Below are 23,693 nucleotides of genomic sequence, written 5' to 3' on the forward strand. Positions count from 1 at the left end.
TGTTGTAAGCGTTGGGTCACGCTGGAACAGACTGTAGGCCGCAGGTGCCGCGTGCTGCTTCACATCAGGTGACAGTCAGCTGTCTTTTCGTGACAACGGGCCGGGCATTGCCTATTGATAAAACCGATAGGTGCTATGTCGCGAGTATCAGTTCCATCAAAGAAAATGTCAGCCACGACGTAACCACATGATGGAATCTGTTATGAAAAAGGTCTCTTTCACCGAACGCATGGTCCATGCCGTCGGCTACGAAATCTTCGCCGTGCTGCTGTGCGCGCCCTTGCTCTCGTGGATCATGGGCAAGTCGCTGGCCACGGCTGGTACCCTGGCGGTCACCCTGTCGGTGATCGCGATGATCTGGAACATGGTCTACAACGCACTGGTCGACCGTTTCGTGGCGACGCCGCGCATCCAGTGGAAAGCGCTGGCGCGCTTCGTTCATGGTCTGGGCTTCGAGGCGGGGCTGGTGGTCTGGTGCCTGCCGGTGGCGGCATGGATGCTGGAGATCTCGCTGCTGCAGGCGTTCATGGTCGAGCTGGGCTTCTTCGTGATCATCCTGCCTTACACCGTGCTGTACAACTGGGCGTTCGACCGCGCCCGGCACTTCATCCTGCAGCGCCGGGCCGTGGCCTGAGGCCTCAGAAGTGTTTGCTGACACCGGCCACCACGGTGGCGCTGCAGACGTCATCGAAGCCATAGTTGCTGGCGCATTCGGCCTGCGACAGGTTGGTATCCATATAGCTCAGGCGCCAGGTGAGGCCGAGGAAGTCGCGGGTGAATCTGGCTTCCCATTCACGGTAGGAATCGCGCGACTGGCCGCTCTGTGACCAGTAGCTCGGGTCTTTGAAGTCGGCGCGGCCGTAGCGCAGTTCCAGGCCGACTTCCAGCGGCAGCACCGTGTGGTAGCCCACCCAGGTGTAGAGGCTGTCCTGATCCTTGCCGTACTGCGTCGTAGCGTCCGTGGAGTAGTAGGCCGCCAGCTTGAAGCCATGCACATCGACGATGGCGTACAGCTCTGACTGGTTGTACCGGCTTTCCTTGGGGTAGGTGTACTTCAGGTAACCCAGGTCCAGGTTGGCGTGCTCACTCATTTGCCAGGCCCAGCCACCGTAGTAGTCGACCTCCTGGCGGGTCTTGCTGTCGAAGCCGAAATCGACGTTCGAGGTCCAGGCGCCCAGATACAGGCCGCTGGCATGGCTGAGCATGACCTCGGCCTGCGCGGCCGGATCGCCCTGGGTTTGCGAGATGCCGCGGCTGCGATAATCACTGACTGCGGCCAGGTCGAGGTCGAGCGCGAAGTCATCGTTGATGGGCAAGGCGATGGCGGCGGGGGCGAGCGCGGCGCAGCCGAATGCGCACACGGCTGCCAGGGTAGCGTGCTTCATGGTCATCCCTATCTTGTGTTGTGGTTGTTGTGGCAGATAGAAAAGGCGGCATGCCGTACAGGCATGCCGAGGTGCAGGGGCTTAGTGGGGGGCGTAGACCTGTTGGCCGCCGAAGTAGGTGGCCAGCACCTGGGTGTCGCCCAGTTGCTGGTCGTTCACCGCGAGCACGTCACGGTCGAGGATGACGAAGTCGGCCTGCTTGCCCGGGGCCAGCGAGCCGATCTGCTGCTCCAGGCCCAGGGCCTTGGCTGCATTGGCGGTGTAGGCATAGAGCATGGTCTGGCGGTCGAGGCGCTCATCGGCATTGAGCACGCCTTGCGCGCCCTTGCGAGTTGCCGCCTGGGCGATGGCCAGCCAAGGGCTGGGTGACGACACTGGCCAGTCGCTGGCGCCGGCGATGGTCACGCCATTTTTCTGCAGCGAATGGGCCGGGTACTGGTAACGGAACGCGGAGGCATCGACGTAGGGTTTGACCATGTCGACGGTGTAGTCGTCGCCGGCGGCCCACAGCAGCTGCATCGAGGCAATCACGTCGAGGGGCTTGAAGCGGGCGAAGTCCTGGGGGTTGACCAGCTGCAGGTGGGTGATCGAGTGATGGATGCCGCTGTTGCCGGCCTTGCGTGCCTGTTCGATGCCGTTGAGTGATTCACGCACCGCACGGTCGCCGATGGCGTGGATGTGCACCAGCCAGCCACGCTGGTCGGCAGCGCTGACCAGCTCACCGAAATGCTTCGGGTCGATCAGCAGTTCGCCAGGTTTGTGCGTGTTGTGGTACGGCTTGAGCAAGGCGGCCGACTGCGCGGGGTACTCCAGCACACCGTCGGCGAACACCTTGATGCCGGGCAGGGTCAGGTTCGGCACGCCAGCGAACTGCTTGCGCACGTTGTCGATGGTCTGCAGGTCGGCGGGGGTGCTTTTCGGGTTGACCACCAGCAGCGCCGCGACATGCGCGTTCAGCCCGCCCTGTTCGGCAAGGGCCTTGTAGGCTGGCAGCACGCCGACGGTCTGGTCGGTGGGTTTGATATCGAACAGCGCCTCGCCAGGCATGCTGTTGGCGGCAGGGTCCATCCAGGCGGTGATGCCCAGGCTGTTGTTGAACTGCACGGCGGCCTGTGCCCCCTTGAGCAGGGTGGCGGCATCGGCCTTGGGCAGGACGCTGGCGACCCGGTCCCAGCCGGCATCGACCAGAAAGCCGTTGGGCTGGCCGTCTTCGAAGGTGCCGATGGTGTCCTTTTCCTGCTTGCTCAGGGTGGCCAGCAATGCCTTGTCGATACCGGCGCGCTTGAGCATGGCCGGGTTGGCCCAGGCGGTGTGGTAGTCCTCGCCGATGAACACGATGGGCGTGGAGGCCCACTCGCCTTGGCCGAAGCGCTCGTTCAGCGCCTTGGCCTGGGCCCAGTAGGCCGAGCTGACCCCCAGGACCTGCAACACCTCGCCGTTGCGCGCTCGCCCGTCATCACGCCAGCCGCGCAGGCGAGCTTCGAACGCATCCAGCGGCGCCGCCTCGCCGCCCATGTCGGCGCCACTGAGTTGCAGGCCGCCGAAGATGGCGTGGGAGTGGGTGTCGATCAGGCCCGGAGTGACGCGCTTGCCTTGCAGGTCGATGACTTGGGTCTGTGGGTCAGCGAGTGCCCGCGCCTGGGCGTCGGTGCCCACGGCGACAATCTTGCCGCCTTCGATGGCGATGGCCTGGGCCTGCGGGTTGTTGCGGTCGGCGGTGAAGATCTTGCCGTTGACCAGCACCAGGTCAGCAGCAGCCAATGCGTGCCCCGAGGCAAAAGCCACGGCCAGCGCCAGCAAACCAGGTAGACATCTCGACATGTGTAGCCTCTTGTATTTATTGGTGTGAGGCGAGCCTACCCAGCCCAGACTTGGCATAGAATCGCCAGAACGCTAAAAAGCCTTTTGCCATTCAGGAAAAACCGCATGGACACCTTGGGTGCGATTTCGATGTTCGTCGCCACGGCCGAGCACGGCAGCTTCAGCCGCGCGGCCGAGGCGCTGGGCAAGACGCCTTCGGCCCTGACCAAGGCGGTCACGCACCTGGAGCGCGAGCTTAGCAGCCAGTTGTTCGAGCGCAGTACGCGGCGCATCGTGCTGACCGAAGCGGGCCGGCTGTACCTGGAAACCGCCCGGCAGGTGCTGAAGAGCCTGCATGAGGCCGGTCAAGAGATCAGCCAGTTGCAGGGGGTGTCTGGCACCTTGCGCCTGACCGCGCCACTGGCGTTTGGCCGGGCGTTCCTGGCCGACGCCTGCGCTGGCTTCATGCGCGACTACCCGCAGATCCAGCTGCGGGTAGAGTTGTCCGACACCTTCGTCGACCTGATCGAAGCCGGTTACGACCTGGCGCTGCGCGAAGGGCACAGCGACCTGCCGGGCCTGATTGCCCGGATCATCGGCAAGAACCGTATCTTTCTCTGTGCCAGCCCTGAATACCTCGAACGCAACCCGCTGCCGGTGACGGCGCACAGCATCGGCCAGCACCAGTGGCTCAAGTACATTCACCCAGCGCTGGATGCCAAGTTTTGGTGGATGCACTGCGAAGGCGTACGCATGCGCCTGCCGTACCCGCAGCGGGTGCGGCTGGAAAGCGACAACTACGACTTGCTGCTGCGCAATGCGCTGGCAGGGCACGGTATCCTGCACACCCCGGAGTGGAGCGTGCGCCGCTACCTGCAGGAGGGGCGGCTGGTGCGGGTGATGGAGCACTGCGTGATCGAGCCGGATGCGTTCGGTGAAGACATCCTGGCGGTCTACCCCAGCCACCGGCGCGCCAGCGGCAAGGTGCTGGCGTTCATCGACTACCTGCAGGGGTACCTGCAGCGGTTGTGAGGCTCAGCCGATCGGGTCCTGGCCGAGCACCTTGCTCAACGCTACCCGTGCATCCTCGAGTTGCACCAGCGAAGCATGCCGGGCACCGAGGGCGTCACCGTTCTGGATGGCAGTGAGGATCGCCTTGTGCCGCGGCAGCGCCAGCTCGTCGAAGTTGGGGCGCTGGTTGGAATAGCGCACCGACTCGCGCAGGGCCAGCGAAAGCATGTTGCACAGGTAGGCGAGCAGGTCGTTGTGAGTGGCGTCGGCGATGCGCGCGTGGAAGTCCAGGTCCGGTTGCAGGCGCTCTTCGTGCGTGCGTGCGGCTTCCATGCGCTGGTAGGCTTCGCTGATCGAGGCGACATCGTCGGCGCTGGCGTTGGTGGCGGCCAGTGCGGCGGCAGCGGGTTCGATGACCCAGCGTACGCTGGACAGGGTGTTGAAGAATTCCTGCTGTGGCGTGGCCTGCATCAGCCAGTGCAGCACGTCGGGGTCGAGCATGTGCCAGTCGTGGCGCGGGCGCACCTGGGTGCCGACACGTGGGCGGGCTTCGATCAGGCCCTTGGCGGTGAGGGCGCGCATCGCTTCACGAAACACCGGCCGGCTGATCGCATAGGCCTCGCACAAGCTGGCTTCGGCGGGCAGTTTCTGCCCCGGTTGGAGCTGGCCGGATACGATCTGCAGGCCGAGGTCCTGAACCAGGGTGGCATGCATGCTCTTGCGCGTGGTGGGCTGGCGGTAGTTCATGTGCGGTGCTGGCGGTCCATCGGAGCGGGGTGGTGATCATAGCATCACTGAACCTGTGCCGGCCTCTTCGCGGGTTCCAGCCGCGAAGGGGCCTGTGCAGCTTCAATGGGAGTGCTTAGGCACCGCAGAACCCCGGCAGCCGACCAGGAAATCGAAGTCGCAGCCTTCATCGGCCTGCATCACATGGTCGATGTACAACTTCGCATAGCCCCCGCTGATCAACTGCTGCGGCGCCTGCAGATCTGCCAGGCGGCCGGCCAGTTCCTCATCGGTGATATCCAGGTGCAGGCGGCCTTCATGGCAGTCAAGTTCGATCCAGTCGCCTTCGCGTACCGCCGCCAATGGCCCGCCCGCCGCAGCCTCCGGGGCCACGTGCAGCACCACGGTGCCATACGCCGTGCCACTCATGCGCGCGTCGGAGATGCGCACCATGTCGGTCACGCCCTGGGCCAGCAGCTTGGCGGGCAGGCCCATGTTGCCCACTTCGGCCATGCCCGGGTAACCCTTCGGGCCGCAGTGCTTCATCACCAGTACCGAACTTGCGTCGACCTCCAGCTCCGGGTCGTTGATGCGCGCCTTGTAGTCCTCGAAGTGCTCGAACACCACTGCGCGGCCACGGTGGCGCATCAACTCGGGGGTCGCCGCCGATGGCTTGAGCACCGCGCCCTTGGGCGCGAGGTTGCCGCGCAGGATGCAGATGCCGCCATCGGCCACCAGCGGCTTGTCGATCGGGCGGATGACCTCTTCGTCATACAGCGGTGCGCTCTGGCAGTTGTCCCACAGGCTCTTGCCGTTGGCGGTCAGCGCGCTGGGGTTGGGCAGCAGGTTGTGTTCGCCGAGGCGACGGATCACCGCAGGCAGGCCGCCAGCGTAGTAGAACTCTTCCATCAGGAAGCGCCCGGACGGCTGCAGGTCGACCAGGGTCGGCGTGCCGCGGCCGACGCGGGTCCAGTCTTCCAGTTGCAGGTCGACGCCGATGCGGCCAGCGATGGCCTTGAGGTGGATCACCGCGTTGGTCGAGCCACCGATGGCGGCATTGACGCGGATGGCATTCTCGAAAGCTTCGCGGGTGAGAATCTTCGACAGGCGCAGGTCTTCATTGACCATCTCGACGATGCGCATGCCCGACAGGTGAGCGAGCACATAACGGCGCGAGTCCACCGCCGGGATCGCCGCGTTGTGCGGCAGCGAAGTGCCCAGGGCTTCGGCCATGCAGGCCATGGTCGAGGCGGTACCCATGGTGTTGCAGGTGCCCGCCGAGCGCGACATGCCGGCTTCGGCCGAAAGGAACTCGTTAAGGTCGATCTGCCCGGCTTTGTAGGCCTCATGCATCTGCCAGACGATGGTGCCGGCGCCGATGTCGCGGCCCTTGTGCTTGCCGTTGAGCATCGGCCCGCCGGTGACCACGATCGCCGGCACGTCGCAGCTGGCAGCGCCCATCAACAGGGCCGGGGTGGTCTTGTCGCAGCCGGTGAGCAGCACCACGGCGTCCACCGGGTTGCCGCGGATGGCTTCTTCCACGTCCATGCTCGCCAGGTTGCGGGTGAGCATGGCGGTGGGGCGCAGGTTTGACTCGCCGCTGGAGAACACCGGGACCTCCACCGGGAAGCCGCCGGCCTCCAGCACGCCTTTCTTCACATGCTCGGCGATCTTGCGAAAGTGCGCGTTGCACGGGGTCAGCTCAGACCAGGTGTTGCAGATGCCGATGATCGGCTTGCCCTGAAACTCATGGTCAGGAATGCCCTGGTTCTTCATCCAGCTGCGGTACATGAAGCCGTTCTTGTCGGCGGTGCCGAACCATTGGGCGGAGCGCAGGGGGCGTTTGCTATCAGACATGACGGGCACCTTATTAGTATTACTATTTGTCGTTATGCATCGACTCTATCGCTAAAAATGCGCCATGTGAAGGGTTGTTGTTTTAAATAGTAATACTATATGATCCTTCCACCGCGCCGGAGGTCTGCCCACAAAACCCCGGCCATGTGCTGTCCCCATTACAAGAACAATCGGAGACCTCGCCATGATCCAGGAGCAGCGGCTCGTCCGCCTGATCACGCTGAAACTCATCCCCTTTCTGGTCCTGCTTTACCTGGTGGCCTACGTCGATCGTTCGGCGGTGGGTTTTGCCAAGCTGCACATGGGGGCCGACATCGGCCTCGGAGATGCGGCCTACGGCCTCGGTGCCGGGCTGTTCTTCATCGGTTACTTCCTGTGCGAAGTTCCCAGCAACCTATTGCTCGACCGCTTCGGCGCCCGGCGCTGGTTCGCCCGCATCCTGCTGACCTGGGGGGCGATCACTATCGGCATGGCATTCATCACCGGGCCAAACGGCTTCTATGTGATGCGTTTTCTGCTGGGGGCGGCGGAGGCGGGGTTCTTCCCCGGCGTGCTGTACTACATCACCCAGTGGTACCCGGTGCGCCATCGCGGCAAGATCCTTGGATTCTTCATCCTGTCGCAACCGCTGGCGATGCTGGTCACCGGGCCGCTGTCGGGCGCCTTGCTGGGCCTGGATGGCAACCTCGGCCTGCACGGCTGGCAGTGGCTGTTCATCTGCATCGGTACCCCGGCGGTGCTGTTGGCCTGGCCCACCCTGCGCCTGCTGCCGGACGGCCCGGACAAGGTGCGCTGGCTGGACGATGCCCAGCGCAGCTGGCTCAAGAAGCAGCTGGCCGAAGACCAGCGCGAGTTCGGCCAGACTCGCCACGGCAACCCGCTGCATGCCCTGAAGGATGGCCGGGTGCTGCTGTTGGCGCTGTTCTACCTGCCGGTAACCTTGAGCATCTATGGCTTGGGCCTGTGGCTGCCGACGCTGATCCACCAGTTCGGTGGCAGCGACCTGGTGACCGGTTTCGTCTCGGCGGTGCCGTACCTGTTCGGCATCATCGGCCTGCTGATCATCCCGCGCAGCTCCGACCGCCTCAACGATCGCTACGGCCACCTGGGTCTGCTGTATGCCCTGGGCGCCCTGGGCCTGTTCCTCAGCGCCTGGCTGACGGTGCCGGCGTTGCAGTTGGCCGCGTTGTGCCTGGTGGCCTTCGCGCTGTTCTCCTGCACGGCGATCTTCTGGACCTTGCCCGGGCGCTTCTTCTCCGGTGCCAGTGCGGCGGCAGGCATCGCCCTGATCAACTCGATCGGCAACCTCGGCGGCTACCTTGGCCCGTTCGGCATCGGCGCGCTCAAGGAACATACCGGCCAGCTGTCCTCGGGCCTGTACTTCCTGGCCGGAGTGATGGTGTTCGGGCTGGTGCTGACCGGCGTCGTCTACAACCGCCTTGAGCGCCGCCAGCGCCAGGCATCCGTGAACATTGCAACCGACAAGCGAGCACAAGCATGCGACTGATCCAATTCGAAACCGCCCCCGGCCAGCGCCGGGTCGGCGTGGTGGAAGGCGAGCGCGCCCTGGAAATCCGCGGCGTCAGCAGTACCCGTGAACTGGCCCTGCAGGCCATCGCCGCTGGCCGCGACATGGTCAGCCAGGTGCAGGCCGCAGGCCTGGGCGAGGGCCATGACTACCTGGCGCTGCTGGCCGAAGGCCGGGTGCTGCCACCGCTGGACCACGAAGACCCAGCGCACTGCCTGGTCACCGGCACCGGCCTGACCCACCTGGGCAGCGCCGCCACCCGCGACAAGATGCACCAGCAGCAGGCCGAGGGTGCCGTCACCGACAGCATGCGCATGTTCCAGTGGGGCCTGGAAGGTGGGCGACCGCCAGCAGGTGAGGAGGGCGCGCAACCAGAGTGGTTCTACAAGGGCGATGGCGCCATTGTCGTGCGCCCCGGTGCCGACCTGCCGCTGCCGGCCTTTGCCGAAGATGCCGGCGAGGAGCCGGAGCTGGTCGGGCTGTATGTGATCGGCGAGTGCGGGACGCCGTTCCGCCTGGGTTATGCCCTGGGCAACGAGTTCTCCGACCATGTGATGGAACGTCGCAACTACTTGTACCTGGCACATTCCAAGCTGCGCGCCTGCAGCTTCGGCCCGGAGCTGCGTCTGGGTGCGCTGCCGGCACACCTGGAAGGCCGCAGCCGCATCCTGCGCGATGGCCAGGAGCTTTGGAGCAAGCCGTTCCTGTCCGGTGAGCAGAACATGTGCCACAGCTTCGAGAACCTTGAGTTCCACCACTTCAAGTACGCCCAGTTCCTGCGCCCAGGTGATGTCCACGTGCATTACTTCGGCACCGCCACGCTGTCGTTCGGCGACGGCATCCAGGCCCGGCCTGGCGACACCTTCGAAGTCAGCCTCGAAGCGTTCGGCCAGCCACTGCTAAACGGCATCGTCGCTGCCGGGCAGGCCGTGCGACCGGGGCTGGTGAAAAGCCTCTGAGCCTTCAATCCTATTAACAGGAGTCAATCATGTCGGGAAGCAACTTCATCGGCGGCGCCCGCAGCGCCGCTGGCAGCGTGCGCCTGCAGAGTTTCGACGCACGCACGGGCGAGGCCCTGCCGGTAGTCTTCACCCAGGCCACGCCTGATGAGGTGGATGCCGCCGCCCGCGCCGCCGAGCAGGCCTTTGCCGGGTATAACGGCCTGGCGCCGGAGCGTCGCGCGCAGTTCCTGGAGGCCATTGCCGGGCAGCTGGACGCGCTGGGCGAGGCGTTCATCGACACGGTCTGTCGCGAAACCGCATTGCCCGCGGCACGCATCCAGGGCGAACGCAGCCGCACCAGCAACCAGTTGCGCCTGTTCGCCCAGGTGCTGCGCCGCGGCGACTATCTGGGCGCACGCATCGACCGCGCACAGCCCCAGCGCCAGCCGCTGCCGCGCCCGGACCTGCGTCAGTATCGCACCGGCGTCGGCCCGGTGGCGGTGTTCGGCGCCAGCAACTTCCCGCTGGCGTTCTCCACGGCAGGTGGTGATACCGCTGCCGCGCTGGCTGCCGGTTGCCCGGTGGTGGTCAAGGCCCACAGCGGCCACATGGCTACCGCCGAGTACGTCGGTGAGGCCATCCAGCGCGCTGCCGAGGCCACCGGCATGCCGGCCGGGGTGTTCAACATGGTCTATGGCGCTGGCGTGGGAGAAGCGCTGGTGCGCCACCCGGCGATCCAGGCGGTCGGCTTCACCGGCTCGCTCAAGGGCGGCCGGGCCTTGTGCGACCTGGCGGCGGCGCGCCCGCAGCCGATTCCGGTGTTCGCCGAGATGAGCAGCATCAACCCGGTGCTGGTACTGCCAGCAGCGTTGCAGACCAGGGGCGAGCAGGTGGCAGCCGAGCTGGCGGCTTCGGTGGTGCTGGGCTGCGGGCAGTTCTGCACCAACCCGGGCCTGGTCATCGGCATGGCCGGGCCAGCCTTCTCGGCGTTCGTTGCCGCACTGGCTGCACGCATGGCAGACCAGCCGGGGCAGACCATGCTCAATGCTGGCACATTGCGCAGCTATGCCAGCGGAGTGGCGCGCCTGCACCAGCACCCAGGCGTACGCCACCTGGCAGGGCCAGAGCAGAGCGGTGACCAGGCCCATGCGCAGCTGTTCCAGGCCGATGTCAGCTTGCTGCTGGGGGGTGATGAACTGCTGCAGGAAGAAGTCTTCGGTCCGACCACGGTGGTGGTCGAAGTGGCCGACGAAGCCGAGCTGCGCCGTGCGCTGGAAGCCTTGCACGGTCAGCTGACCGCCACGCTGATTGCCGAGGCTCAGGACCTGGAGCGGTTTGCAGCGCTGGTGCCATTGCTTGAGCGCAAGGCGGGCCGCCTGCTGGTCAATGGTTACCCGACCGGCGTCGAGGTGAGCGATGCGATGGTGCATGGCGGACCCTATCCGGCCACGTCCGATGCGCGGGGGACCTCGGTGGGGACCTTGGCCATCGATCGGTTCCTCAGGCCGGTGTGCTACCAGAACTATCCGGATGCCTTGCTGCCGGAGGCCTTGAGGAGCGCCAATCCGCTGGGGCTATTGCGCCTGGTCGATGGTGAGTACAGCCGGGAAGCCTTGGTTTAAGGCTGCTGGCCCTTTCGTGGGCGAGCCCGCTCCCACAGGATTTGCGCTTGCCCTGAAATTTGCGCTTTGACTGTGTGAGCCAGCTTGCCGGCGATCGGCCCTTGCAGACAAACGAGCAAGACGCCGCAGCCTGTGAGAGGATGTCCACCACCCCAGCCAGGACCCCGAACGCAGCCTGATGAAGACACCAAAACGAATCGAACCACTGATCGAAGACGGCCTGGTCGACGAAGTACTGCGGCCGTTGATGAGCGGCAAGGAAGCGGCCGTCTACGTGGTGCGCTGCGGTGCCCAGGTACGCTGCGCCAAGGTCTACAAGGAGGCCAACAAGCGCAGCTTCCGCCAGGCCGCCGAATACCAGGAGGGCCGCAAGGTCCGCAACAGCCGCCAGGCCCGGGCCATGGCCAAGGGCAGCAAGTACGGCCGCAAAGAGGCCGAAGACGCCTGGCAGAACGCTGAAGTGGCGGCGTTGTTCCGCCTGGCCGGTGCCGGTGTGCGCGTGCCCAAGCCCTACGACTTCCAGGACGGTGTGCTGCTGATGGAACTGGTGACCGACGCCGATGGCGACGCCGCTCCACGGCTGAACGACGTGCACCTCGAAGCCGAAGAGGCCCGTGAATACCATGCCTTTGTCATCCGCCAGATCGTGCTGATGCTCTGCACCGGTCTGGTGCATGGTGACCTGTCCGAATTCAACGTGCTGCTTGGCCCTGACGGCCCGGTGATCATCGACCTGCCACAGGCGGTGGATGCGGCGGGCAACAACCATGCGTTCAGCATGCTGCACCGGGACGTGGCGAACATGGCGCATTACTTCGGGCGCTTTGCCCCGGAGCTTAAAGCCACCCGTTACGCCGATGAGATGTGGGCGTTGTACGAAGCCGGCGAACTGCGCCCGGACAGCCCGCTGAGCGGGCAGTTCGAGGAAGACGACGAGGCGGCCGACGTAGCCGGGGTGATGCGTGAGATCGATGCCACCCTGCGCGATGAAGCCCGCCGCCGAGCGGCGCGGGATGAGGCTGAGCATGGGCCGGCCAAGGCTGAAGAGCCGACGCCGCCGTGGATGCAGTAATTGCACTAGCGCACCGGCAAAAACCGGCCATTGCCTTTGACGCAAGGCAGTATCTCGTCATCTGGCCTTTTCACTAACGTCCGACAGGCATAAGGTATACGCCGTTAAAAATGCCCTGGAGCTGTCATGTCCAACCGTTTTCCTTCCGTTCGTCCCCGCCGCCTGCGCCAGAACGAATCCCTGCGCACGATCTTCCAGGAAACCGAATTCCGCCTGGAAGACCTGATCTTGCCGATCTTCGTCGAGGAAGGCATCGATGATTTCGTGCCGATCACCAGCATGCCGGGTGTCAACCGCATTCCGGAAAAACTGCTGGCCCAGGAGATCGAGCGTTATGCCCGCGCCGGCATCAAGTCGGTGATGACCTTTGGCGTGTCGCACAACCTGGACGCCATCGGCAGCGACACCTGGAACGAGAACGGCCTGGTCGCGCGCATGTCGCGGATCTGCAAGGACACCGTGCCGGAAATGGTCGTGATGTCCGACACCTGCTTCTGTGAATACACCAGCCACGGCCACTGCGGCGTGCTGCACGACCATGGCGTGGACAACGACGCCACCCTGGCCAACCTGGGCAAGCAGGCGGTCATCGCCGCCGCTGCCGGTGCCGACTTCATCGCCCCGTCGGCGGCGATGGACGGCCAGGTGCAGGCCATCCGTAGCGCCCTGGACGGTGCCGGCTTCCACGACACCGCGATCATGGCCTATTCCACCAAGTTCGCCTCGTCGCTCTATGGCCCGTTCCGTGAAGCGGGCGGTACCGCGCTCAAGGGCGACCGCAAGAGCTACCAGATGAACCCGATGAACCGCCGCGAAGCGGTGCGTGAGTCGCTGCTCGACGAGCAGGAAGGGGCCGATGTGCTGATGGTCAAGCCGGCCGGCGCCTACCTCGACGTGATCGCTGACATCCGCGCCGCCTCGCGCCTGCCGCTGGCGGCATATCAGGTGAGCGGCGAGTACGCGATGATCAAGTTCGGCGGCCTGGCCGGTGCCATCGACGAAGGCCGGGTGGTGCGTGAAAGCCTCGGCGCGATCAAGCGTGCCGGTGCCGACCTGATCCTGACCTATTTCGCCATGGACCTGGCCCGCGAAGGGATCTGATCGTTGCCCAAGCGCCGCTTTTCAGCGGCGCTTCACCTGTTCGCAGAGCGCTGGCGCAGGAAAAAAGCAGTAAGCGCTGAATTATTTAGTGTCCCGTTGTATCAGATCCCATAGAGCTATCAGCAACAGGGAAACGGGCATGAAATCTCGCAAGAAAAGCGTCCAGCCAATCGGCCTCAAGGACATCACCATCGTCGACGACGCCAAGATGCGCAAGGCGATCACCGCCGCCGCACTGGGCAACGCCATGGAGTGGTTCGATTTCGGTGTGTACGGCTTCGTCGCCTATGCACTGGGCAAAGTATTTTTCCCCAATGCCGACCCCAGCGTGCAGATGATCGCGGCACTGGCCACGTTCTCGGTGCCGTTCCTCATCCGCCCGTTGGGTGGGCTGTTCTTCGGCGCCCTGGGCGACCGCTTCGGGCGGCAGAAGATCCTCGCCGCGACCATCGTGATCATGTCGCTGAGCACCTTCGCCATTGGCCTGATACCGTCCTATGCCTCGATCGGCATCTGGGCACCGATCCTGCTGTTGCTGGCGAAGATGGCCCAAGGCTTCTCGGTGGGCGGCGAGTACACCGGGGCATCGATCTTCGTCGCCGAGTACGCCCCGGACCGCAAGCGCGGTTTCCTCGGTAGCTGGCTGGACTTCGGCTCGATTGCCGGCTTCGTGCTGGGGGCGGGTGTGGTGGTGCTGATCAACACCGTCGTCGGCGAAGAGAAGTTCCTCGAATGGGGCTGGCGCCTGCCGTTCTTCCTGGCCTTGCCGCTGGGCATCATCGGCCTCTACCTGCGCCACGCGCTGGAGGAGACCCCGGCGTTCCAGCAGCACGTGGACAAGCTCGAACAGGGTGACCGCGAGGGGCTGGCCTCGGGCCCGAAGGTGTCGTTCAAGGAGGTTGCCACCCAGCACTGGCGCAGCCTGGTGACCTGCATCGGCGTGGTGATCGCCACCAACGTCACCTACTACATGCTGCTCACCTATATGCCCAGCTACCTGTCACACAACCTGCACTACAGCGAAGACCACGGCGTGCTGATCATCATCGCGATCATGGTCGGCATGCTCTTTGTGCAGCCGATCATCGGCCTGATGAGCGATAAGTACGGCCGCCGCCCATTTATCGTGGTGGGCAGTGTCGGGCTGTTCGCCCTGGCCATTCCGGCGTTCATGCTGATCAACAGCGGCGCGCTCGGGCTGATCTTCTCTGGCCTGCTGATCATCGCTGTGCTGCTGAACTTCTTCATCGGTGTGATGGCCTCGACCTTGCCGGCGATGTTCCCCACGCACATCCGCTACAGCGCCCTGGCCAGCGCCTTCAACATCTCGGTGCTGATCGCCGGTCTGACCCCAACCCTCGCCGCCTGGCTGGTGGAAAGCAGCGGCAACCTGTACATGCCAGCGTATTATCTGATGGTGATTGCCCTGATCGGCCTGGCCACCGGCCTGACCATGAAGGAAACCGCCAACAAGCCGCTGCGGGGGGCAGCACCCGCGGCGTCGGACATCGAAGAAGCGCGCGAACTGCTGCAAGAGCACCACGACGACATCGAGCAGAAGATCGAAGACATCGACGCGCAGATCGCCGAGCTCGAGGCCAAGCGCCAACTGCTGGCGCAGCAGCACCCGCGCATCGACTGAGGCTCAGCGTGGCATGTAGCCGCGCTGCCACGAGCGTGGAATGAACCGCGACACCAGCGCCAGCAGGCAGGCCAGGGCGCAACTGGCCGCCATCGCCTGCAAGCCCAGGTGCTGTTGCAGCCAGGCGCCGAGGGCGGCGCCCAGCAGCATGCCGGCCCAGGGCACCAGTTGCACCCGCCAGCCGTTGCGCCGCTCGCCCAGCAGCCAGCGGCCCAGGCCGCGGCCGAAGCGCGACAGGGCGCCGGTGACGTAGGTCAGGCCGATGGGCAGGCCGTTCACCTGCTCCACCACCGCATTGATCATGCCCATGGCCAGGGTGGCGGCCAGCAGCGCCGGGAACGTCGCTGCAAACGGCCACAACGCGGCGCAGGCAAGCAGTGCCGCGACCACCAGCAACACCGGCCAGGCCCGGCGCCGGAAACCGCGGGCCAGCAGCACGCCCAGCGCATTGCCGGCGACGAAGCCCAGTACGGCGCCGCTCAGGCGCAGCACCATGGCCAGGTCTGCCTCACTGATGGCCACGGCCAGGCGCGTGGTGTTGCCGCTCATGAACGAGACGAAATCGCCCAACGCCAGCAGGCCGATGGCATCGGTCATGCCGGCCAGCACCGACAGCCCGGCCACCAGGCCAAGGCCGACGCGGCCACGCAGGACTTGCAGGCGCAGGCGCCTGGCCGTGCGCGCGGGGAGGGTGTTGGGTAGCATGGGCGGGCTTCAGCGCGGCATTTCGCGGGCGAGGGTGCTCTTGATCGTGCGCTCCACCACGTCCACCAGCACCATGGTCTGGTGGTCCACCTCGATGTTCAGCAACTCGCCGGCCTGGTAGCGGGCGAAGGTGGTCTGGCGCAGGGTTTCCGGGATCAGGTTGATGGTCACCACGTTGTCGTCGACGTCAGCGACGGTCAGGCTGCAGCCGTTGACCCCGATGAAACCGCGTGGGAACACGTACTTGCCCCATTGCGGGGGCATGCGGAAGGTGATGAAGGCGCCGGTTTCCTTGATCGACAGTTCGACGACCTCGGCAGTGGTGGCGATGTGGCCGGCCATCAGGTGGCCGCCGACTTCGGCGTTCATTTTCGCCGAACGCTCGATGTTCACGCCCTGGCCAGCCTTGAAGCAGCGCAGGTTGGTGCGTTCGAGGGTGGCGGTCATGGCGTCGAACTTCACCTGGGTGCCGTCGATTTCGGTAACCGACAGGCAGGTGCCCTCGACACTGACGCTCGCACCAATCTTCAGCTCGTCGAGCAGCTCCGGGGTGAGGTCGATGGTGAACTGGTTGTGGCCCGGGTAGGTGGTCACATCAAGGAGAGGGCGAACGGCCTGGACGATGCCGGTGTACATGGAGTTGCTCCTGGGCACAGAGAGGGAAAACATCAGGAAGCTATGCCCATGGCGCTGCAAATGCAAGTTGCCGTACTGGCCTCAGACATGCCCACTGCTGTTCACAATCCTCAAGCACAGTGCCTCGTAAGGGTCCAGGTTGACAGTCAGCCGGCCATCCTCGGTCAGGTCGCCTTCGACCGTCTCGTTGATCATGTCCACCACTGGCCCTGGGGTGAAGCCGGTCAATTGCAGTTCCTCGACAATCACCTCATGGCCGAAGTTCAAGGCACTGATCTGGATGCCACGCCCGGCCGGCAGCTCATGCACCATCACCAGCAGGCCCGGGCTGCTGACATCGGGCACCAGCACCTGGCGGCTGGTGGCGATGCCATAGGCCTGGCGCACGGCCAGCAGCTTCTTCACCTGGCTGGCGAACGACTCGGGGTTGTCCAGCTGGCTGTCGAGGCTGCCATACAGCGAGCGGGCGCGCGGCATCCCGCGTACCGAGGCTTGTGTCTGTGGGGCAAGCCCGGCCAGGTCGTAGCCGCCCCGGTGGATCCAGCGGGTATCACCGTCAACCATGCGCTCGGCTACCGCCTCGGCCGGCAGCGGCAGGGCGCCGACCAGGTCCCAGCCGGACAGCGCGACCACGCCCGGTTGCATGGCGTTGTACATCACCAGCAGCAAATGCATCTTCTGGATCAGCGCGATGTCCGCCGGGCTGATCTGTTCGAGGTCGCGAATGCCCAGCGCCGCGGTGATCAGGCTGGCGGTGGTGCAGGCAATGCCGTTGGTGACGAAGCGCAGGTTGTACGGTGCATGCTCACCCGACAGCCGCTCGTAGATTTCCTCGCGGATGTGCTCGCGCAGAATGCCGCCGGGCAAGGTCTGGCCCTTGTACAGGTACATGTCATGGGCGTGCAGGGTCCAGAAGTGCACCAGCTCGACGGTCAGTTCGTCGTGGTTCTGCAGGGCGTGAATCAGCGACGCCGGGTCGATGCCGAAGGTGTGCATCTCCTTGAGCATCAGGCGCAGGAACTCGGTGTCGCCGGTCAGCAGGGCATGCTGGCAGGCGGGGCGGGTGATGAAGTCGTAGGACAGGTCGGCACCGCCCTTGGACATTTGCGCGATGTCGTCGAGGGTCAGGTTGAGCTCCTGGAAACTGAAGCCGCCGGCCTTGCGGATCATGCCGCCGATCAGCTGGTTGCCGACGATCGACAGCGGGTGGCTCTCGGACCAGGCGCTGCCGCTGGCGCGGGATTCCACGCCGAGAAAGCCGTTGGCATCCAGGCGCAGGCCGCGGGCCCCCAAGCAGTCCAGCGCGTGCAGGGCGTCGCCGATGATCATCTGCTGGGCGGCGAAGCTGGGGTCGAGCCAGTTCAGTGACGGCTGGCCTTCCTTGAAATAGTGCAGGTACACCCAGCGCCGGGTCTTGCCGTCGACCCCGGTGATCGGCGCGGTGGCGCTCCAGTCGGTTTCCTTGACCCCGGGCTCGAAGAAGATCACCCGCTGCAACTGGCCGACGATGTAGTGGCGCAGCTTGAGCTCGTCGCACAGTGCCGGCGCCAGGTTGACCGCATCGCGGCCCTCGGGCACGTCAGGCAGCAGCGGCCAGTCTTCCTCGCGGATCTCGACCATGTGGTAGAGCCCGGGGTAGGCACCGTGGGCCAGTTCGGCCAGGCGAAAGTCGGCGCCCTTGCCGGTGTGCGACGGGATCAAGTCGTCGATGGTCACGGCATTGTGCGCGGCGGCCAGGCGGCTCATCTGTACCAGTTCCTGCTCGTTGCCGTAGAGCGGGTCGATGTCGAAGCTGATGCGGTCGAAGTTGCCGTCGATGCTCGGGGTGAAGTCACGCCCGCGCACGCCGCCAGACTGCTTGATCGGGCCGGTGTGGATGCCCTGCACGCCGATCTCCGACAGGCGCTTCCACAGCGTTTCGTGACCGAGGGCGGCGAGCACCGAGCAGCCTTCGGGCGCGATGATCGCGTCGGGGTAGACCGTCAGCCACACCGAGGCGATCTCGGTGGCGCGGCGTGGCTGCGCTTCGGCGTAGGGATTCTGCCACAGGCGTGACTGGCCGGAGTACAGGCGGGCCCGTTCCTGCGAGGCCTTCAGCATCGAGCGGTCTTCAAGCCATTTGAGGTATGACGGGTCGGGCTGGGTCATTTCGCGTCCTCTTTGCGTGGCGGCACCGGCCAAGGTTATGACGGCATGGCGAGCGGATCGTTCGGCTTGAGGCTAGCGTTGCCTGCAATCAATCATCTTTGCGCGCCTCGCTCAACAGCTGGTCAATCCGCCCGGCAAACCGCTGCAGCGCCGGCAGGTACTTCACCACCGCCTGTTCGATACTCATCGCCTTGGCCACATACACCAGGTTCAGGCACCCCAGCAGCCGCCCACCAGAGTGCAAGGGCACGGCGATCGAGGCGATCTTCTCTTCCTGGTTCCAGGCCATGAAATTCTCCGCATAGCCCCGGTGGCGCACCTTGCGCAGCAGATTGTCGAGCGTCACAGGGTCACGCGCCAAGCGGTATTCGGGCCCTTCACGGCTTGCCAGCAGAGCGATGATCTGTTCGCGCTCGGCGTCGTCGCAAAACGCCAGGTAGGCCTGCCCGGTAGCCGTCTCCAGTAGCGGCAGGCGGCGCCCGACCATGGAGCGGTGGAATGACAGCCGGCTGCAGCGGTGGGTGGTTTCACGCACCACCATGGCATCCACATCCAGGGTACTGATGTCGGTCGGCCACACCACCTCCTGCAACAGCTCGGCGAGCAATGGCGCCGCCGTGGCGCTGATCCACTGCTCATCGCGAAACCCTTCGCTCAATTCGCGCACCTTGAGTGCCAGGCGGAAGCTGTCGTCGGACTCGCTGCGACGCACGTAGCCGTCCTCCTGCAGGGTCTCAAGCAGGCGCCGCACGGTGGTGCGGTGCAGGCCGGTGAGTTCGGCCAGGCGGGTCGGGCTGGCGCCGCCGTCCAGGCGGTTGAGGGCATTGAGCAAGGCCAGGCCGCGGCTCAGCCCGCGCACGCTCTTGTACTCGGAGTCTCGGTCTTTGTTCATAAAAAGCCTTATAAAACAACGATGTGCACCAAGTGCACAGCAGGGCGGTTTTTCATTGTAGGGCAATCCGCAGCATTCCTATACTCGCCACAACAACTACAAATGCCCTGACAGGGGAATACACCATGCGCCATGCCTGCCTGCCGTCCTTACCCGTTGCCTGCGCCTGCCCACATCCAAGCGTAGCGCCGCGCCGCTAATACCCGTACCAGCCAAAACGCCCATTCAACTGCCTTGCGCCTGCCTGCGCGAGGGCGGTAGCGGCTTGCCTGGAGTTACCGGGAGCGCCGTCGGGCCGTGTCGAGGATTACCGCAATGAACACGTCAAATTCAGATCACCTTCAGGCCGACTACACCGCTGACGTGGTGGTCATCGGTGCCGGCCCGGTAGGGCTGGCGATCGCCAATTACCTGGGCCAGGCCGGCGTGCAGGTGCTGCAGATCGAGAAGCTCGACCAGCTGATCGACTACCCCCGCGCCATCGGCATCGACGACGAGTCGCTGCGCACCGTGCAGGCCATCGGCCTGGTCGAGCAAGTGCTGCCGCACACCACGCCGTGGCACGCCATGCGCTTCCTGACGCCCAAGGGCCGTTGCTTTGCCGACATCCAGCCGATGACCGACGAATTTGGCTGGTCGCGGCGCAATGCCTTCATCCAGCCGCAGGTCGATGCCGTGCTGTACCAGGGTCTGGCGCGCTTTGCCAACGTACGCACGCTGTTCTCCCGCGATGTGGTCGAGTTTCAGCAGGACGAGCAGGGCGTGAGCCTGCGCATGAACGGCCCCGAAGGTCGGCAGGAGACGGTGCGTGGTCGTTACCTGGTGGCCTGTGACGGCGGCAACAGCCTGATCCGCCGCTCTCTGGATATTGCCTTCGAAGGCAAAACCGCGCCCAACCAGTGGATCGTCATCGACATCGCCAACGACCCGCTGGGCACGCCAAACGTGTACTTGTGCTGCGACCCGGTGCGCCCGTACGTATCGGCCGCGTTGCCCCACGGCGTGCGGCGTTTCGAGTTCATGGTGATGCCAGGCGAGACCGAGGCGCAGCTGAGCCAGCCGGAGAACCTGCGCAAGTTGCTGGCCAAGGTGCTGCCGGACCCGGACCGGGTCGAGCTGATCCGCAAGCGCGTGTACACGCACAATGCCCGCCTGGCCGGCCAGTTCCGGGTCAAGCGGGTGCTGCTGGCCGGCGATGCCGCGCACATCATGCCGGTGTGGCAGGGCCAGGGTTACAACAGCGGCATGCGCGATGCCAGCAACCTCGGCTGGAAGCTGGCGCTGGTGGCCAAGGGCTTGGCCGGCGAGGCGCTGCTCGACACCTACGAGCAGGAACGGCGCGACCATGCCAAGGCGATGATCGACCTGTCGGTGCTTGCCGGCCACGTGCTGGCGCCGCCCAAGCGTTGGCAGGGCATCCTGCGTGATGGCGTGTCGTGGGCGTTGAACTACCTGCCGGCGGTCAAGCGCTACTTCCTGGAAATGCGCTTCAAACCCATGCCGCAATACGCCAAAGGCGCATTGGTGGCCGAGCCGAACAACAAGGCCACGCCGGTCGGGCGCATGTTCATCCAGCCCAAGGTGGTCATCGAAGCGGGTGAGACGCGCCTGCTCGACGATGTGATCGGCAGCAATTTCGCCTTCATCGCCTGGGGCAACGACCCACTGTGGGGCCTGAGTGCCGAGCAGGTGCAGGCCTGGCGTGCACTGGGGGCCTGCTTCATCCAGGTACTGCCCCAGGTGCAGCTCAAGGCCGGGCGCGAAGTGCCGGATGGGGTGATTCGCGTGGGCGACTGCAGTGGCCGCCTCAAGGAATGGTTCGGTCGCCACCCGGTGTCTATCGTGCTGCTGCGCCCGGACCGTTTCGTAGGTGCGGTGGCCATTCCGCAAACCGTCGGCCAGGCCAGCGACGCGCTGTTGCAGGCGCTGGACGCTCGCCCTCAAACCACCCAGCAGGCGCCGTTGGCGTCCAAGGTGGCCTGAGATGAGCGCCTACCTGCATTGCTTGTCGCACACCCCGCTGGTGGGGTACGTCGATCCGGCGCAAGCCGTGCTGGCGGAAGTGGACGAGGTGGTCTCCGCTGCCCGCGCGCGCATCGCCGCGTTCGACCCGCAGCTGGTGTTCCTGTTCGCCCCGGACCACTACAACGGCTTTTTCTACGACGTGATGCCGGCCTTCTGCATCGGCATGGGCGCCACCGCCATCGGTGATTTCAACAGTGTCGCCGGCCCGCTGGAGGTGCCGCGTGATATCGCCGAGGCCTGCGCCGATGCGGTACTGCAGGCGGGTGTGGACGCCGCCGTGTCCTACCGCATGCAGGTCGATCATGGTTTTGCCCAGCCGCTGGAGTATCTGCTCGGTGGCCTGGCGCAGAAGCCGGTGATCCCGGTCTTCATCAACAGCGTGGCGGTACCGCTGCCGAGCTTTGCCCGTGCCCGCCTGCTCGGCGAGGCCATCGGCCGTTTCGCCCGCAGTACCGGCAAGCGCGTGCTGTTCCTCGGCTCCGGTGGCTTGTCGCACCAGCCGCCGGTACCGGAGCTGGCCCATGTCGATGCGCGCATGGCCGACCGCCTGATGGGCAGTGGCCGCGACCTGCCGGCCAACGAGCGCCAGGCCCGCCAGCAACGGGTGATCAGCGCGGCCGAAGGTTTCGTGCGTGACCAGCACAGCCTGCACCCGCTCAACCCGGCCTGGGACAACCACTTCCTCGACCTGCTGGAGCAGCGCCGCTTTGCCGAACTCGATGGCATGGCTAATGCCGAGCTGTCGGCACTGGCCGGCAAGTCGACCCACGAGGTCAAGACCTGGGTAGCCGCCTTTGCCGCGCTGGCCGCGTTTGGTGACTACCAGGCCAGCGCGCGCTACTACCGGCCGATCCCCGAATGGATCGCCGGTTTCGGCTCGCTCAGCGCCCATTCCCTTACCTGATCAACGGAGGACTCCCTTCATGACCCGCATCGCCATCAACGAAGCCGACAGCAGCCGTTTCGCCCATATCCGCGAAGGTGAACTCGACCTGCAGGTGCACTACAACGACCTCGGCGAAGGCGCCGAGACCGTGGTCATGCTGCACGGCTCCGGCCCGGGTGCCAGTGGTTGGGCCAACTTCAACCGCAACATCGAACCGCTGCTGGCCGCCGGCTACCGCGTGGTGCTGCTGGACTGCCCCGGCTGGAGCAAGAGCGACCCGATCGTCTGCCGTGGTTCGCGCGCGGACCTCAACGCCACCGCGCTCAAGGGCCTGCTCGATGTGCTCGGCCTTGAGCGCGTGCACATCCTTGGCAACTCCATGGGCGGCCACAGTGCCGTGGCCTTTGCCCTGCGCTACCCGCAGCGGGTCGGCAAACTGGTACTGATGGGCGGTGGCACCGGTGGCGCCAGCCCGTTCGTGCCGATGCCCACCGAGGGCATCAAGTTGATCAACGCGCTGTACCGCGAGCCGACCATCGACAACCTGAAGAAGATGATGAACGTCTTCGTCTATGACCCCAGCGACCTCACCGAGGCGCTGTTCCAGACCCGCCTGGACAACATGCTCGCCCGCCGCGACCACCTCGACAACTTCGTCGCCAGCCTGGCCGCCAACCCCAAGCAGTTCCCCGACTTCGGCGCACGCCTGGGCGAGATCAAGGCCCGCACCCTGGTGATCTGGGGCCGCAACGACCGCTTCGTGCCGATGGACGTCGGCCTGCGCCTGATCGCCGGCATCGCCGACGCCGAACTGCACGTGTTCAACAACTGCGGCCACTGGGCCCAGTGGGAGCACGCCGACACCTTCAACCGCCTGGTACTGGACTTCCTCCAGCACTGATTTGAGGTACACCCCATGACCATCGATTCAGCAACCCTCGAACGCCTGGCCGCCGGCCTGCGGCGCGCGCAACAGCAGGGCGAAGCCATTGCCCCGCTGCGCGACGCCATCGGCGCGGAAAACGCCGAGGCCGCCTATGCCATCCAGCGCCTGAACGTGGCCCATGCCCTGGCCACCGGCCGCCGCCTGGTCGGGCGCAAGATCGGCTTGACCAACCCCAAGGTGCAGGCACAGCTGGGTGTCGACCAGCCCGACTTCGGCAGCCTGTTCGCCGACATGTGCTACGGCGACAACGAAACCGTGCCTTTTGCGAGCGTGATGCAGCCAAAGATCGAGGCCGAGATCGCCCTGGTACTGGCCCATGACCTGCCCAGTGCCCAGACCACCTTCGCCGATGTGATCGGCGCCACGGCCTATGCCTTGCCGGCACTGGAAATCGTCGGCAGCCGCATCCAGGGCTGGAACATCCGCTTCGCCGACACCGTGGCCGACAACGCCTCCAGCGGCAGCTTCGTGCTCGGCGGCCCGGCCCGCCAACTGCACGACCTCGACCTGCGCGGCGCGGCCATGCGCATGAGCCGCAATGGCGAGCTGGTGTCCAGTGGCAGCGGCGCCGAATGCCTCGGCCACCCGCTCAACGCTGCGGTGTGGCTGGCCCGCACCATGGCCCGCCTGGGCGAACCGCTGCGGGCGGGCGACATCATCCTCACCGGGGCCCTCGGGCCGATGGTAACGGTGGCGCCGGGCGACCATTTCGAAGCCGAGATCGACGGCCTGGGCCGCGTCGGCGTGACCTTCAGCGGCGAATGACGGAG

General features: G+C 65.3%; 20 protein-coding genes. 12 read left to right on the forward strand and 8 right to left on the reverse strand.

Going from position 1 to position 23,693, the window contains the following annotated elements:
- The first annotated feature begins 202 nt into the window (after positions 1 to 202).
- Positions 203 to 634, forward strand: a complete 432-nt coding sequence (locus tag BGP85_RS09915; RefSeq protein WP_103446998.1) for a multidrug/biocide efflux PACE transporter — start codon at positions 203 to 205, stop codon at positions 632 to 634.
- 4 nt (positions 635 to 638) lie between these two features.
- Here BGP85_RS09915 and BGP85_RS09920 read toward each other — a convergent pair whose 3' ends face one another.
- Together BGP85_RS09920 and BGP85_RS09925 are read right to left on the reverse strand one after the other, a co-directional pair.
- Entirely contained in the window at positions 639 to 1,385 is a 747-nt protein-coding gene (locus tag BGP85_RS09920) for a TorF family putative porin (RefSeq protein ID WP_103448236.1), read from the reverse strand.
- Positions 1,386 to 1,466: 81 nt separating this feature from the next.
- On the reverse strand, positions 1,467 to 3,206 hold the full coding sequence (locus tag BGP85_RS09925) for an amidohydrolase (protein ID WP_103446999.1): 1,740 nt from the start codon (positions 3,204 to 3,206) through the stop codon (positions 1,467 to 1,469).
- 105 nt (positions 3,207 to 3,311) lie between these two features.
- On the opposite strand from BGP85_RS09925, the gene BGP85_RS09930 reads away from it, so the two are divergent.
- A complete protein-coding gene (locus BGP85_RS09930) occupies positions 3,312 to 4,217 on the forward strand; it encodes a LysR family transcriptional regulator (RefSeq protein WP_103447000.1) in 906 nt (301 codons plus the stop codon).
- A 3-nt stretch (positions 4,218 to 4,220) separates the two neighbouring features.
- Here BGP85_RS09930 and BGP85_RS09935 read toward each other — a convergent pair whose 3' ends face one another.
- Both BGP85_RS09935 and BGP85_RS09940 read right to left on the reverse strand, forming a co-directional pair.
- The gene (locus tag BGP85_RS09935) at positions 4,221 to 4,943 is read right to left on the reverse strand and encodes a FadR/GntR family transcriptional regulator (protein ID WP_103447001.1); all 723 of its coding nucleotides are present in this window, start codon (positions 4,941 to 4,943) and stop codon (positions 4,221 to 4,223) included.
- 102 nt (positions 4,944 to 5,045) lie between these two features.
- Positions 5,046 to 6,779 (reverse strand): IlvD/Edd family dehydratase, encoded by a 1,734-nt coding sequence (locus BGP85_RS09940; RefSeq protein WP_103447002.1) that lies wholly within the window; start codon positions 6,777 to 6,779, stop codon positions 5,046 to 5,048.
- Positions 6,780 to 6,963: 184 nt separating this feature from the next.
- On the opposite strand from BGP85_RS09940, the gene BGP85_RS09945 reads away from it, so the two are divergent.
- From BGP85_RS09945 to proP, 6 genes are all read left to right on the forward strand, one after another.
- Complete coding sequence (locus BGP85_RS09945) at positions 6,964 to 8,286, forward strand: MFS transporter (protein ID WP_103447003.1); 1,323 nt, start codon at positions 6,964 to 6,966, stop codon at positions 8,284 to 8,286.
- A complete protein-coding gene (gene araD1 / locus BGP85_RS09950; protein WP_103447004.1) occupies positions 8,277 to 9,266 on the forward strand; it encodes an AraD1 family protein in 990 nt (329 codons plus the stop codon). The genes BGP85_RS09945 and araD1 overlap by 10 nt, the downstream gene beginning before the upstream one ends.
- Before the next feature lie 29 nt (positions 9,267 to 9,295).
- The gene (locus BGP85_RS09955) at positions 9,296 to 10,870 is read left to right on the forward strand and encodes an aldehyde dehydrogenase (NADP(+)) (RefSeq protein WP_103447005.1); all 1,575 of its coding nucleotides are present in this window, start codon (positions 9,296 to 9,298) and stop codon (positions 10,868 to 10,870) included.
- 178 nt (positions 10,871 to 11,048) lie between these two features.
- On the forward strand, positions 11,049 to 11,942 hold the full coding sequence (locus BGP85_RS09960) for a PA4780 family RIO1-like protein kinase (protein ID WP_103447006.1): 894 nt from the start codon (positions 11,049 to 11,051) through the stop codon (positions 11,940 to 11,942).
- Between the two features lie 126 nt (positions 11,943 to 12,068).
- Positions 12,069 to 13,043 carry a porphobilinogen synthase gene (hemB, locus tag BGP85_RS09965; protein WP_103447007.1) on the forward strand — a complete coding sequence of 325 codons (975 nt, stop codon included), beginning with the start codon at positions 12,069 to 12,071 and terminating at the stop codon, positions 13,041 to 13,043.
- A gap of 139 nt (positions 13,044 to 13,182) precedes the next feature.
- Positions 13,183 to 14,685 (forward strand): glycine betaine/L-proline transporter ProP, encoded by a 1,503-nt coding sequence (proP, locus tag BGP85_RS09970; RefSeq protein WP_103447008.1) that lies wholly within the window; start codon positions 13,183 to 13,185, stop codon positions 14,683 to 14,685.
- 3 nt (positions 14,686 to 14,688) lie between these two features.
- On the opposite strand, the gene BGP85_RS09975 is transcribed toward proP, so the two are convergent.
- The 4 genes from BGP85_RS09975 to BGP85_RS09990 form a co-directional block, all read right to left on the reverse strand.
- Positions 14,689 to 15,390 (reverse strand): YoaK family protein, encoded by a 702-nt coding sequence (locus BGP85_RS09975; protein ID WP_103447009.1) that lies wholly within the window; start codon positions 15,388 to 15,390, stop codon positions 14,689 to 14,691.
- A 9-nt stretch (positions 15,391 to 15,399) separates the two neighbouring features.
- Complete coding sequence (locus BGP85_RS09980) at positions 15,400 to 16,026, reverse strand: riboflavin synthase subunit alpha (protein ID WP_103447010.1); 627 nt, start codon at positions 16,024 to 16,026, stop codon at positions 15,400 to 15,402.
- Between the two features lie 81 nt (positions 16,027 to 16,107).
- Positions 16,108 to 18,174: a maltose alpha-D-glucosyltransferase gene (gene treS, locus BGP85_RS09985; RefSeq protein WP_103447011.1), complete on the reverse strand. Its 2,067-nt coding sequence runs from the start codon at positions 18,172 to 18,174 to the stop codon at positions 16,108 to 16,110.
- An 88-nt stretch (positions 18,175 to 18,262) separates the two neighbouring features.
- Positions 18,263 to 19,066 (reverse strand): DNA-binding transcriptional regulator, encoded by an 804-nt coding sequence (locus BGP85_RS09990; protein WP_103447012.1) that lies wholly within the window; start codon positions 19,064 to 19,066, stop codon positions 18,263 to 18,265.
- Between the two features lie 315 nt (positions 19,067 to 19,381).
- Here BGP85_RS09990 and BGP85_RS09995 point away from each other — a divergent pair, with 315 nt between their 5' ends.
- From BGP85_RS09995 to mhpD, 4 genes are read left to right on the forward strand one after another with little or no spacing between them, the layout of a single operon-like run.
- Complete coding sequence (locus BGP85_RS09995) at positions 19,382 to 21,049, forward strand: bifunctional 3-(3-hydroxy-phenyl)propionate/3-hydroxycinnamic acid hydroxylase (RefSeq protein ID WP_103447013.1); 1,668 nt, start codon at positions 19,382 to 19,384, stop codon at positions 21,047 to 21,049.
- Position 21,050: 1 nt separating this feature from the next.
- Positions 21,051 to 21,995, forward strand: a complete 945-nt coding sequence (gene mhpB, locus BGP85_RS10000) for a 3-carboxyethylcatechol 2,3-dioxygenase (RefSeq protein ID WP_103447014.1) — start codon at positions 21,051 to 21,053, stop codon at positions 21,993 to 21,995.
- Between the two features lie 19 nt (positions 21,996 to 22,014).
- Positions 22,015 to 22,878, forward strand: a complete 864-nt coding sequence (locus BGP85_RS10005) for an alpha/beta fold hydrolase (RefSeq protein WP_103447015.1) — start codon at positions 22,015 to 22,017, stop codon at positions 22,876 to 22,878.
- A 15-nt stretch (positions 22,879 to 22,893) separates the two neighbouring features.
- On the forward strand, positions 22,894 to 23,688 hold the full coding sequence (gene mhpD, locus BGP85_RS10010; protein WP_103447016.1) for a 2-keto-4-pentenoate hydratase: 795 nt from the start codon (positions 22,894 to 22,896) through the stop codon (positions 23,686 to 23,688).
- Positions 23,689 to 23,693 lie beyond the last annotated feature (5 nt).

The organism is Pseudomonas putida (assembly GCF_002906855.1).
Classification (GTDB): domain Bacteria; phylum Pseudomonadota; class Gammaproteobacteria; order Pseudomonadales; family Pseudomonadaceae; genus Aquipseudomonas; species Aquipseudomonas putida_N.